13 protein-coding genes and 1 tRNA gene are annotated in these 12,662 nt (G+C 40.2%); 3 read left to right on the forward strand and 11 right to left on the reverse strand.

Going from position 1 to position 12,662, the window contains the following annotated elements:
- Positions 1 to 297: energy transducer TonB (locus ACKWCA_RS14340; protein WP_413978908.1), on the forward strand; the 297-nt coding region annotated here is incomplete at its 5' end.
- A gap of 220 nt (positions 298 to 517) precedes the next feature.
- Positions 518 to 931 (forward strand): hypothetical protein, encoded by a 414-nt coding sequence (locus tag ACKWCA_RS14345; protein WP_413978909.1) that lies wholly within the window; start codon positions 518 to 520, stop codon positions 929 to 931.
- A gap of 359 nt (positions 932 to 1,290) precedes the next feature.
- Here the strand turns inward: ACKWCA_RS14345 and ACKWCA_RS14350 are convergent, their stop codons facing one another.
- The 4 genes from ACKWCA_RS14350 to ACKWCA_RS14365 are packed head-to-tail and all read right to left on the reverse strand — an operon-like array spanning position 1,291 to position 4,191.
- Positions 1,291 to 2,952: a serine hydrolase gene (locus ACKWCA_RS14350; protein ID WP_413978910.1), complete on the reverse strand. Its 1,662-nt coding sequence runs from the start codon at positions 2,950 to 2,952 to the stop codon at positions 1,291 to 1,293.
- Positions 2,949 to 3,287 (reverse strand): hypothetical protein, encoded by a 339-nt coding sequence (locus ACKWCA_RS14355; RefSeq protein ID WP_413978911.1) that lies wholly within the window; start codon positions 3,285 to 3,287, stop codon positions 2,949 to 2,951. The genes ACKWCA_RS14350 and ACKWCA_RS14355 overlap by 4 nt, the downstream gene beginning before the upstream one ends.
- 1 nt (position 3,288) lies before the next feature.
- On the reverse strand, positions 3,289 to 3,843 hold the full coding sequence (locus ACKWCA_RS14360; protein ID WP_413978912.1) for an RNA polymerase sigma factor: 555 nt from the start codon (positions 3,841 to 3,843) through the stop codon (positions 3,289 to 3,291).
- Between the two features lie 6 nt (positions 3,844 to 3,849).
- Positions 3,850 to 4,191, reverse strand: coding sequence for a DUF6249 domain-containing protein (locus ACKWCA_RS14365; protein WP_413978913.1), 342 nt, complete (start codon positions 4,189 to 4,191; stop codon positions 3,850 to 3,852).
- Positions 4,192 to 4,637: 446 nt separating this feature from the next.
- On the opposite strand from ACKWCA_RS14365, the gene ACKWCA_RS14370 reads away from it, so the two are divergent.
- The gene (locus tag ACKWCA_RS14370; protein ID WP_413978914.1) at positions 4,638 to 4,961 is read left to right on the forward strand and encodes a hypothetical protein; all 324 of its coding nucleotides are present in this window, start codon (positions 4,638 to 4,640) and stop codon (positions 4,959 to 4,961) included.
- A 299-nt stretch (positions 4,962 to 5,260) separates the two neighbouring features.
- Here ACKWCA_RS14370 and ACKWCA_RS14375 read toward each other — a convergent pair whose 3' ends face one another.
- The 7 genes from ACKWCA_RS14375 to ACKWCA_RS14405 all read right to left on the reverse strand — a co-directional run bounded on the left by ACKWCA_RS14375 (position 5,261) and on the right by ACKWCA_RS14405 (position 12,565).
- Entirely contained in the window at positions 5,261 to 5,812 is a 552-nt protein-coding gene (locus ACKWCA_RS14375) for a BfmA/BtgA family mobilization protein (protein WP_413978915.1), read from the reverse strand.
- A gap of 330 nt (positions 5,813 to 6,142) precedes the next feature.
- Positions 6,143 to 7,405, reverse strand: coding sequence for a site-specific integrase (locus tag ACKWCA_RS14380; RefSeq protein ID WP_413978916.1), 1,263 nt, complete (start codon positions 7,403 to 7,405; stop codon positions 6,143 to 6,145).
- Positions 7,406 to 7,623: 218 nt separating this feature from the next.
- Positions 7,624 to 7,697 (reverse strand) — tRNA-Pro (locus ACKWCA_RS14385).
- A gap of 240 nt (positions 7,698 to 7,937) precedes the next feature.
- Entirely contained in the window at positions 7,938 to 8,849 is a 912-nt protein-coding gene (locus ACKWCA_RS14390) for an alpha/beta hydrolase (protein WP_413978917.1), read from the reverse strand.
- A gap of 13 nt (positions 8,850 to 8,862) precedes the next feature.
- Positions 8,863 to 9,594, reverse strand: a complete 732-nt coding sequence (locus ACKWCA_RS14395; RefSeq protein WP_413978918.1) for a M15 family metallopeptidase — start codon at positions 9,592 to 9,594, stop codon at positions 8,863 to 8,865.
- Between the two features lie 5 nt (positions 9,595 to 9,599).
- A complete protein-coding gene (locus tag ACKWCA_RS14400) occupies positions 9,600 to 10,721 on the reverse strand; it encodes a serine hydrolase domain-containing protein (RefSeq protein ID WP_413978919.1) in 1,122 nt (373 codons plus the stop codon).
- Positions 10,718 to 12,565: a DUF5060 domain-containing protein gene (locus ACKWCA_RS14405; RefSeq protein ID WP_413978920.1), complete on the reverse strand. Its 1,848-nt coding sequence runs from the start codon at positions 12,563 to 12,565 to the stop codon at positions 10,718 to 10,720. Before ACKWCA_RS14405 ends, ACKWCA_RS14400 begins: the two co-directional genes overlap by 4 nt.
- Positions 12,566 to 12,662 lie beyond the last annotated feature (97 nt).

Below are 12,662 nucleotides of genomic sequence, written 5' to 3' on the forward strand. Positions count from 1 at the left end.
GAAATTAAAGGACTTGTCCTTGGCGGAGATGCTGGTTTCCTAAAACATATAAGCCGAGAATTTCGATATCCTGAGAAAGCTCAATGGTATGGAGTTTCAGGAAAAGTCTATGTCAATTTCCAGATGGACGAAAACTTTGTAAAATCGGATTACAGTGTTACAAACAATCCCGGTTTTGGTATTGGGGAGGAGGCAATTAGACTAGTAAAAGAAGGCCCTCTATTCATTCCACCGACAAAAGAACGCAACTATACCAATGTGAAATTATCTATTCCTATAACCTTTGCTCTGCAGTAAAAACAAACTACAACAATGGCTAAAATTCATTACTTGCGGATTTCCTAAACGGAAATCACGCGCAATAAGCTATCTTTAGGTTCGGCTGGATTGTCCTTCGGACGAATCACAGCAACGAACCTTAGCCCAGCCGTTGGCAACAAGCTGAAAAATGAACAGATGTATACTAAATATAATCGTGATATTGATTTCAAGTATCTGTTTTTCTCAAGACCTGAAAATGGAATTGGAAATTGATACGTGTATTGACTTATCTTCCCAAAACAATGTGACTTTTGTCATTGAAAATCCGACTGATTCGGACATTTGGATAAACCCCTTGTATTTGACTTTTTATTTCGGGGTTTACTCTGAAGATGGTAATATAATTTCAAGAAAGACAACAAGACCTTTAAACGGACTTGAATCTGAATATGTTAAAGTTGAGAAAAAATCAAAAAAGGAATTAAATTGGCGTGCGGATTTTTTTGACAATTATCAACTTGAATTAAATAAGAAGTACTATTTGGAATGTGGGTATGAACCGCCTCATTTGAGAAGAAAAGACAAAAGAAAATTAAACGAACAAAACATAATATTATCCGAAAATCGTTTTGATGGAAAATCAAAGCTATTTCGGATTTGCGAAATATAAAGCCAGTTGCCAACAAAGCCTAAAATTCATTGCTTGCGGATTTCCTAAACGGAAATCACGCGCAATAAGCTATCTTTAGGTTCGGCTGGATTGTCCTTCGGACGAATCACAGCAACGAACCTTAGCCCAGCCGTTATCTTCAATGGCTTAAAAAAACATTCTTCCTTCGAATTTTGCGCCAAACTGAAAGAACGGAGTTGCTAAAAATCATGGACTGATTTCATACTTTTTCGGAATTGAAAAGCAGTACGCTGGAATTTTTACTCGGACGGGAATAAAAAATCGGACTTGTCAAAATTACGGACAAAAAAATCCCGTAAGACTAGTGTTTTACGGGACTTCTTAGCTTGAATAAGTGCTTATCTTGTTCTTCCCTTGACTGTAGGATTATCCGAAATCCTTTTTAAATCCAAATCCTGAAAATCAAAACTGAAATCTATAAAACGAGAAATTCCTTTCATTTTAATGCCTTCAGCTTTTCCGTTTTCGTCTAGCGAAAAGATGGCAAAGGCATCGGCTTTCATATCTTGGTATTCCCATTTTATGGCAAAAGTATTTTCCTTGTAAAATTCCATTTTACCATTTAGTCTTGGAGACTTCTTCGATTTGAACCATAAAGCCCCATTTTTCTTAAAAACTTCAACTTTTCCGAACCAATCATCTTCATATATTCCGACATAACTATCCTTATTGACTTTTACACTTTTATTTTCTTCTACTTTGGCCCAAACTTTTTCCGAATCAGGGTCACCCATTTGCTGACCTTGTTGTTGCATACCCTTTGCCATTTCGAACCAATTGATACCAGTTTCCAATTTTAGATATTCATCTAATAAAATAAAACCCATCAAACCGTTCAAAAAACCAGCTCCCTCGGAATTGTTCAACACGACTATGCCAAGTTCGAGTTCTGGAATCAGAGTTACTTCCGAGGACATCCCTGCAATTAATCCCGAATGTTCAACTTTGAAAAAACCGTTAAAATCCGACAAAAACCAACCTAATCCATACCCCGAAAAGTGCGATTTAAAAGGCGACCTTGGGTCTGATTGCTTATTCATAGGCGTGTGAACACGCCACATTTCTTGTTGCTGTTGTTCCGAGAATAACGTTTTGTTGAAATCAACACCATATTTGCCTTCGTTCAATTGTAGCAACATCCATTTGCACATATCGTTTGCACTAGCCCAAATTCCGCCTGCTGCACCATTCAACTTTTCTTTATTGGCATCTAAATCTGATTGTGGACTTTGTATCGCCTTGAGCGATTTGCCATCAAAAGAATGTGCCACGGCAATTTTATCATTTTTGAACGCATTAGCGTAGCTGGAATAGGAATTATCCATTTGTAAGGGTTTTAGAATTTGTTCATCAACAAATGTTTCCCACGTTTTTCCACTAACTCTGGCAGTAAGTTCCCCTGCAACCAAGTACAGCAAATTATCGTAATCGAACTTTGTCCTAAAAGCTGTCGTTGGTTGAAAATGTTGAAAAGAGGTAAGCACGTCATCAATAGTAAAATCCGAACCATCAGGAAAAATCATAAGGTCACCTGCACCAAGCCCTAAACCACTTCGATGTGTCAAAAGGTCTTGAATATTGAAGTTGTTCGTAACATAATCGTTGTACATTTTAAATTCAGGAATATAATCTATGACCTTATCTTCCCATTTAATTTTTCCTTGTTCAACTAAAATTGCTAAAGCAGCGGAAGTAAAAGCCTTGGAATTTGAAGCAATGCCAAAAGGGGTGTAGGCGGTTACCACCTCTTTTGAATCAACGGAGGTTCTGCCATAACCTTTTACATGCACAATTTTACCGTCTTTGACGACCCCAATTGCAAAACCCGCTGTATTATCTAGAGTGCTAATCGCCTTTTCGACAATACTATCAATTTGGGTCGCAGTCATTTGGGCATTTATGCTTACCGAACTCATCAGTAACATTAGAAAACCCAACATTTTGATTTTCAAGTAATCAGTACGATTTTCTTTTCCTTTATTCGCTTCTATATTTCTCATGATAAATTGTTTTTCAGATTATTAAATATTTTTGCTTTTCCCATTTCTAGTTGAATAAAAATGACAAGTAGCGTTAAGACTATCGAAGTGTACGTTACAATCGAATGTTCAAACGTGCGAACGCTGCTTGGCAGACTAAAGAGTATTCCGAGAATTACAATTAAAATGCCTGACACGATTATAGCTTTAAAGCCATTTGCTTTGTAACGGGCTATTTGAACTTTTGAACTTTCGTGTTTCTGTATTGTTTTCAAAATAACTCCCTCTAGGTCAATAGGCTCATTAACTTGGTCAATGTTCCCAAGGATTTCTTTTAAGTGGTCTTTATCTTCCATTTTAATAGGGTTTTTTAATCTTTTCATCCTTTAGTACCTTATAAAAACTTGTTCTTCCTCGGTGCAAAAGGACTTTTACATTTGCTTTGGTAAAGACAGTTATTTCTTCAATCTCCGCCATGCTGTGGTCATCGATGTAATACAGTTGCAAAATCAAGGCTTCTTTTGCAGGTATTTTCTCAAATACTTTTTTTATCAGTTTTTTTAAATCTTGTTTTTGCAATTGACCTATGGCATTATTGAATGCGGTTTTTTCATCATCTGCAATTGAGTATTCTCCCACTACTTCATCTTTTCGCTTTTCCCGTTTTATAAACTGCAATGCGGTATTGACAACTATTCGATAAAACCAAGTTGAGAATTTTGCATCGTGTCTAAAGTTGGACAGCGAAGAATAGGCAGTAATAAAACTGTCCTGAACGACATCTTTTGCATCATTTTCATGTTTTACGATTGAAATAGCCACCCCAAAAGCCTTGTTTTGATACGTTCTTATGAAATAACCAAAAGCATTTGTGTTTCCTTTTAAAACCTCATTTATGTAATGGGCATCCATAAAGGGCTATTCTTTTTTCTGTATTCTTTTTGCCCAGAAAAATGATGCGATAAGACTTATTCCACCGAATAAGAGCATAAAAGATGGGTAAAAAACCACTTCGTCTATTTTCAAAGTTTTTTCTATTAGGTAAGCCAAGAGCAAACCGAAAGCAATACCGACCATTAACATTCCTAATTTCAATTCTAGGTATCGATTTTTGTTCGAGGGTGCATTTGTGTCAATGCCCTTTTCGATTTTAGCCATTCGCTCTAAATGCGAAGCTTTAATAAAAGTGTAGATTGTGTATCCTGCGGCAACAAATAATGCGACTAATACAATTCCGGGTCCAAAGATAAATTCATTCATTTTTCTTGCTTTAAAAAGTTACATCTATATGATTATTGTCAATTCAATTAGGTTACAGATTTTGCAATATACTTTCAAAAAATTTTCCTAAACAAAATTATTTAAAGCACTTAGGTCAATTGCAAAACCAGTTACAAAAAACAATACGCACGGACTTCTCACTCTGGCGGAATGGAAAACGGATTAGTTGGACGTGTTTACTTGGATGGGTCGCTACAGAAGATAACAAAACCTATAAACAATACGGGCTAAGGGCTAAGTCGCTGGGTTTGTTTATTTTTATGAAGTCCGCAAAATCTTTAGGATTTTGCTTTTTAGCGGGACAAAGAAAAAAGAAAACCAAAAGATTTCGCTATGTGCATGGCGGAAAGCAAATGCTAGTTTGCTCCCGTACTGTTCATAGCTCAACCGTTGTGCAACATAAGCCGAATACGAAACATTAAATTTTGAAAAGTCGAACAAAAACTATTTATCAAGTAATACTAATGATGGTTTTTATCTTGATTGGACTGTCAATATTGATAGTAGTTTTGGGAATCTTATCAATGGGAGACGATGTGAATCAAAAACAGTTGGAATTAAACGGAATTATAAATAGTATTGTCGGATTTCCAATCGGACATTTTAAAGAAGGATTCCCTTTGATACTGAATGATACTGAATTTTGGAAAATCAATAATCTGACATTACTCTTTTTAAACACTTTGATTCAAGCGATGGGAATTGTTTTCATTGGAAAATTCATAAAAAAGAAAAGAGAAAATAAATAAAAAACGTTGCACAACAATGGCTATAATCCATTGCTGTATTTTCCATAACTTCAACTCATAAAATTTTTAATCGGCCGATTCCTACTCGGAAAATCCTTCGGATTTTACTCGCAACGGAATCATAGCCGAGACCGTTGTAGCACATTCAGCCGAAGCTGACTTTTTTTGGTTGTTTAGGGTAGTAAGAGTCAGTCATCAATTCAAAGGTTCAAACTCCAATCCAAATTAGGCAAGCGAAACGAAGTTTCGTGCTGCAAGTCCCAAATCCTTACCAAACTAATCTGCTTGCGAGGCATTTTTTATACTTGTCTTGTCAATTGTCTTTTAAGTTTGGCCAATTCCATTGGGCTGATCTCCAATTTCAGATAGGGTTTTCCAAATCTGGGTTTGATCTTTTCGACCTTGTTCAAGGTAGCTATCATTCGCTCCAAATTGGAAATGTGCTTTTCCTTAAGCCGGTCATACTTAATCCGTGAGACTTTGTTTTCCTTTTTGTTCCATTCTTCTCTGGTAAGCTTTTCGAACTTCGTTTCCACCAATTTCGGCTCTTTTCTTTGCCGTACGATTTCATGCTTTCCGAACAAAGCTTCCAGCATAATATTAGTTGGCAGCGTCTGTGTCTTCTCGATATTTCGGATTATGGCGATTGCTGACTCTACCCTCTTCCTTGTCTTCTCCTCTTCTTTATTAATCTGGTCAGCAAAACGTTTGGAGGGCAAAATTCCATGCCACTCGAAAAAGTCCATAACCGCTTCCAGGGTTTCCGAATAAGAGCTCTTGAATTTACTTGAAAACCCCTTGAACCTTTTAATGGTTCTATGATGTAGCCGTATAGTTCCGAATCCGTCCATTTTTTACTTCTTTTTCGAACGATTGTTACGATTTATTCCCGTATTCATAGGGGTTATATTGCTGATTGTTACAATTTTGACAATTTCTGTAGCTTTAAAATGTATTTTAATTTATTGATTATCAGTTATTTAAATCAAAAAATAAATACACAACGTCGCTTTAGCGCGTTGTCCTCTTGCTATTCAAATCTTCTCCGTTTCACTCCTAAGTTTTGAATACCCTAAAAAAGGCTTTTCAATAACAAAAAAAGTAGGATGCGCCCTATTCTATTTTTGCTTTACGCTTACCTATCGGGACGCTACAAAAATCAAACAGGGACCATGCGCATTTCAGTTATGGTAAGATTTGGGGGCTTCGCTTCTTTGTTTCTTTTTTGCTTCAAAAAGGTCCATCAGGTCTTGCATATCCTCCCCGACTTTCTTTTCCAAGACCCTTGCATAGATCTGGGTGGTCGTTAGCTTAGCATGGCCCAACATTTTCGAGACTGTTTCTATGGGTACTCCATTGGAAAGTGTTACCGTCGTAGCAAACGTATGACGGGCAGAATGGAACGTAATGTTCTTATGTATTCCACAAGCTTTGGTAATTACCTTCAAATAGCTGTTCACTTTTTGATTGCTAAAAACTGGGAGTAATTTACCACTTGGACTATTTTTCATTTCATCGGAATATTTTTTGATTATGGCTTTTGCTTTTGGCAATAATGGAATCTTCACAATCTCATCGGTCTTGGCCCTTTTGGTATGTAGCCAGTAATTGCCGTCAATTCCCAGGACTAATTGTTCTTGAAATAGTTCTTTGACGTCAACATAGGATAGACCTGTGTAACAGGAAAAGAGAAATACGTTCCTAACCTTTTCATATCCTGCTTTAAAGGTAGTCTCCTCTATTAGTTGCAGTTCCCTTTCCGAGAGGTAGCTTCGATTGTGTTTCTGAAAGTTGAGTTTAAATTGATGGAAAGGGTCTTTTTCCAACCATTCCAGTTTCACGGCAAGGTTGGTCATTTTCATCAAACGTTCCAGATGTTTCATAGCTCCATTATTGGAACAGGTCTTCCTTGCCCTCTCAGGTCGATAATTTAACAGATACTGTTCAAAGTCGACGATGAACCTATAGTTCAATTGTTTCAGGTAGATGTCGGGGGTCTTGAATTTGTCTTTGATGAATTTGTGTAGATATCGTTCGGTGGAGTAGTAGTTTTTCATTGTACCATATTTCAACACGGAGTCCATATTTGTATTGTGATATGCGACTAACTCCTTTAGGGTCTTATGTTGGTCGTCCTGCCCCAGAAAACGGGCCTTTACGGCCTGTGCGGTAATGACCTTGCCCTCCCGCAAAAGCTGTTTGTGGGCGTCAAGAATCTGGACGTATACCTCGTCAAGATAGCTGTTGAGCAACCTCGCTTTGGAAGTGGTCCCGATGACCCTTCCCTTGGAAACGTCCCAAACATTCACCGAGGTATTGCGTTTTAAACTGATTTCAGCACGCCTTCCATCAACGGTTATACGGGCATAGATTGTGAGTTTTTCGGGATTGTAGTTAATGTCTCTTGTAAAAATGAGTACTGCTAAAGTGCTGTTGTTGCGCATGATACGAGTCTTTTGAATTAAACAAACCTTGTTTGCAAAGACGACTATAAATAGCCCTATCTACTACCAAAATTATGCACAACCATCGTACCAATCCATTCACCGAACTCTACACCTTTTATATGATATTAGATGATATCGGATGAATTCATAAAAAATGAAAAGCACTGTCAACCAGTCAGTTAACAGTGCTTTAATACCACTTGAAAAGTGGTTCGTCGGGATGACAGGATTTGAACCTGCGACCACTCGACCCCCAGCCGAGTGCGCTACCGGACTGCGCTACATCCCGAAATTAAAAAGAACATCTGAACATCCTTCCTAACCAATAGTTTCTCGCAACGAACCGAATACTACCTAGTGTAGTTTATCCTGAACGAAGTCGAAGGGCTACCTCCCGAAATAACAGCTGAAGCTGTAAATTCAAAAATTAAAGTTCCAAATTCCGATAGCCTTAGCATTCAAAATTGGATTGCAAAAATATAAAAGTTGAACTGATGTCGTACTATCTTTTGATAAAAAATAATGGAATCTAAAACAGACTGGCGATCCACTCATACATTCGCTCCGTCCACCCACTAAGATGTGGGTTTTTTCGTGCCAATGAAAAGCCATGGCCACCTTCTGGGTAAATATGCATCGTGGCCGGAACACCCTTTTCTTTAAGAGCGCTATAAAACAATAGACTATTCTCCACCGGAACCGCCGTATCGTCCGTGGCATGAAACAAAAAAGTCGGCGGAGTACTTTCCGTTACGCGCTTCTCATTCGAAAAATGATCTACAAGGGCCGCATCAGGGCTTTCCCCGATTAAATTTGTTTTAGAACCGCCATGGGTCATGGCCCCAAAAGAAATGACCGGATACCCCAAAGCCATAAAGTCAGGCCGCGCACTTTGGGTATCTATAGCATCTATAGGCGTATAGACCTTTTCGTCAAAATGTGTTCCTAAGGTCGAAGCCAAATGTCCACCCGCCGAAAAGCCTATAATACCTATCCTATCGTCTTTAATGTGCCATTCCTCTGCCCTACTCCGTACCATACGTAAAGCCCGCTGCGCATCAATTAATGGTACATTGTGCTTATCTGTTTGCGAGTTGGAAGAAGGCAAACGATATTTGACCACAATACCTGCAATACCCTTTCCGTTCAAGAATTTGGCGATATCGGTCCCTTCCCAATCATAGGCCAAAATGCCATATCCCCCGCCAGGGAAAATCAAGACCGCCTCACCCGTTGCATTCGATGCCGCAGGTAAATAGACTTCGATGGTCGGTTCTTGAACCTTACTAATACGTAGTATTCCATTTTGTTCATGTACTTCCTTCTCATCAGAAGCAATACGATTGGGGATTTTATCTTTGGGCCATAAGGGTAGAAGGGTATCTTGTGCCATGAGTTGATTCATAAAAATAAGGGATATGATAAGAGCTATGTATTTCATACTATGTTTTATTTTATTCACATTTCCACTTGAAATTGGCAATAGGATCTTTATGGGCACCTTGCAGATTGTAGTGCCACCATTCGGTTCTTGTGGACCAAAACCCATGCTTTTCCATGGTCTCCTTTAAAAGCTTTCGATTGTCGAGTATCTCCTGGGGCAAATCGAAATTATCATGGTAGGCGCGCTTTCCGAAAAAATCGAAGTCGGTGCCCATATTCAACTCCTCCCCTTCCAAAGTCACCAAAGTAATATCTACGGCGCCTCCTTTATTGTGTATAGACCCCTTCACTGGATTGGCCACATATTGCGGATTCGGAACGATTTCCCACATTTTATACTGCACCGAATTAGGTCGGTAACAATCGTAGAACTTGATTTTCACACCCTTGCTTCGAAACTCCGCATTGGCAACCAAGAGAGCCCTTACGGTCTTTACGCGGGTATAGCATTCCGCACAGTCGTAGACCTTAGCCTTCAGAAAATTGTTTTCCGTCGCATAGCGCATATCATAGGCAAAACCATCGCTGAAATCAGCGAGACGTACAAAGGTGGAATCCGCTAGACCTTCTATGGACCGCAACGTTTTTTCGGGTTGTCGTTTCTTTTCAAAAATAGTATCTAAAACCTCGTTGACTTTGCTTGACCGTTGCTCTGGAGCGTTTTCATTTTCAGATTCGGTTTTTTGTTTGCAAGACTGCAACAGCATAAACACCATACCTAAAATCAGCATTACAATTCGCATTGTGGTCATTTTTCAATGGCCAGGGCCATTCGTTTAAAAAATTCATTGTAGACAAAAGGTTTGCCCTTGGCGGGGTTGCCATCTTCGCCTCGTCGTACAAAAACCAGGTCCCATTCCGGAATAACAAAACACATATTGTTATGCAGACCGCTAGCATAGTAAAGTGATTTGGGGGCGTCGGGCATATGGTATTTTCCTGTAGGCATCATTCCGTTGACCCACCAATTATAGCCATAGCACCCGCGACCATCTACATTTTTTCGATCCGTATCGGCCACCCTATCGGTGTCTACCTGATTCGAAGTCGCTTTTTTGATCCAATACCGCGATAACAGTTGCTTGCCCTTCCAGTGCCCCTCGTTGAGATAAAGATGGCCGAAACGAGCTAATTGTTCCGCATTGATCAGCACCCCTGTACATCCGTTGTTTATAGGAATGCCGTCTACCTCTCCTTCCGTGACCCATTCGTATTCCCCAAGACCGATGGCACTACCGATATGCTCATCGAATACTTCCTTCAAAGTCTTTTGGGCCTTCATAGTCAGTAGGCGTCCGAACATCATCTGTGCCTCATCCCAATACGCATATGCACTTCCTGGCTCGAACAAGGGCTCATCAATGGCATACGGGGTCCACGACCAGTCTTCACTAGGTTCATTCCACCGGCTTACACCCATACCGCTGTAACCCGAGGTCATACTGGCAAAGTGTCTTAGCTTTGCATCGGGATATAACATTTCCATTTCAGGATCGATCTCTGCGGCTTTGGTATAGGTATGCGCGATATCAAAATCGCTGAGGAGGCCAAGGACACTACTAGTAAATGATTTGCTTGAGGAATAGATGTTGTGCTTCTTGTAAATACTATCCCCTTGATAGATAACATACCCCTTTCTGACAATAAAGACCTCGTCCAAGCCGTCTTCTCCTGATTCGCCCTTGAGATAGTCCAAGGCTTGTTGAAGTTTGTGGGAATCTACCCCAAGCTCTTCAGGCAGTCGCTCTTCCCAGATCTCCCCTGGAAAAACAACAGGAATATAGTTCGATTCCTCCGAGCACGCCAACATCAAGAACACTATTGCCCCAATCACTAAACTCCCCGGCCATTTCATACGATTTTCCTTCATTGGCTTTTACCTATAAGTATCACCCAGTCTTTGTTCTTCTCGCCATTATATGCGGAAAGTTCAACACTATTGGGTTTTGTTATTTTCCAACCTTCATTCTGTCTATCAAGTAGTTTTCCACCTGCCATAGGGTCAAAAAAAGCAATGGAATAGGTACCATCACCTATTTGCAAATCGGTCGTCTCACCTTTGGGCAAGTATACTACATAAATTTCATCTTTTTTTGCGAAACAGAAGGCCTTTTTATTGCTGAGCAGGTTATCGCGGCATTCCATCTCATCATAAGGAAGGTGATTTTCAAAAAAGTCTTTCGCAATGGTACTGATAGCCCACCATTTGTCACGCGCCCTGAAGTTCTCGGCTGCCATATCGTTATTTGGTGTATCCAATCCCCCGAAATACCATGAATTTCCTGCGCTACCGGCCATCAAACTACCCCAAAGACTAGTGCGCATGACTTGTGCATAATTATTGTTCGAAGCGGTATCAGTGGTAATTCCGATATCCCAATGTCCGATTTCATCCAAGTAGGTAACCCAGGGTCTATTGTTTTTTCTAGAGAGGTTTCGCCATTTCAATACTTCAGTGTGTACCTCGGTCGTATCATACATTTGTAAGGAAGGAATTTCAAAATCCTTAAAGCCCAACAAGGGGGTCAGCGTCTCTTTAATCGGATCTAAGGGCCTTCCCTGAAATCGTTCTCCGGTAATGCGCACATGGTTATGCACGGCAATCGGGTGATTGTAAGGATCGATACTACGTATATATGAAGCGTAGCTTTTTAATTGTTCAGGGGTTCTATTGGTTTCTTCCCCTAAATTCCAGACCACTCCCAAATGATGCCCGAATCGAGCGACGAGCTCTTTATAATAAAGCTTACGTTCAAGTCCCAATTCGCCTTTGTTCAAAATGGTGTCGTTCTCGGTCTCTTGTGTAAAAAGGTTCATCGCCATACCCAATCCGTCCATATGGGTGAACACTTTTTCCCATTGGGCCAGTTTACTGACATCATACCGCCGTTGCTCAAAAGGGTCGATCCACGGCCATATATTATCTCCATCACCATGTTCGTTCATGACCAGGAAATAAAGACTGTTCATTCCTTTGGAAGCGAGATAATTCAATGCCCCGATAATCGCTTTGCCCTTTCCATCGGCCCAGGTAGGGTCACCGGATTTCCAATCTTTTCGATGATCAGGATACTCATGTAATCCGTTGTTCAGTGTAGGGGTATATGCCCCCTCTTTCTTAACGGTACCATCGAATTCGTAATAGGCCAAGAACGTTTCCGGACTACCTACGCCGTTCTTTAAAAAAGCCTTTCCCGTTTCGGACGCTCGCAAGTAGTGGTCTTCTACATAGGCCAACTTTCCGGTACCATAAAAACCGTTGGCGGTACTATCAGCCTCGGTAACCTCAAAATCTCCGGATACCTTCCAAAGAGTATTTCCTTTTTCAGGTTCAACGAAAGGAGTGACCGTAATATCCTCGCCCTGCATCAGATAGGCATCGAATTTCCAGATTCCTGTTTTGTTCGGGGAAAATTTTGCGCGCCATTTGTTTCCCGATACGGCACTTGTATTTTCCGCATCCCCGTCGGCCGCAAAATACCCTAGTACGGGAAGTTGCTCATCCCCGTTCGAAAAGCGAACCAAAAGGCTATACTCCAAAAAAGGGTTGATACTATCCGTTTCGGAGACTTGTGGACCATCGAAAGTCAGCGTAATAGGCTGCCATTTTTTTTGACTGCCATTTAAAACAAAATTGTTTTTTTCTTCGGAACAACTGCAGATTATCAGGGACAGGGTAATGAAAAAGACCCTCAGGCACTTAAAATAATACATTTGGTGGTCATTCGGTTTATACGGTTTTGAAGATAGTCAGATTTCTTCTCTGGTCAAAACCACGGCCATTTAAAACTTCGATTTGGCGTTGTACCGG

Origin of the sequence: Maribacter corallii (genome assembly GCF_047345415.1) — a bacterium.
In the GTDB taxonomy this organism is placed as follows: domain Bacteria; phylum Bacteroidota; class Bacteroidia; order Flavobacteriales; family Flavobacteriaceae; genus Maribacter_C.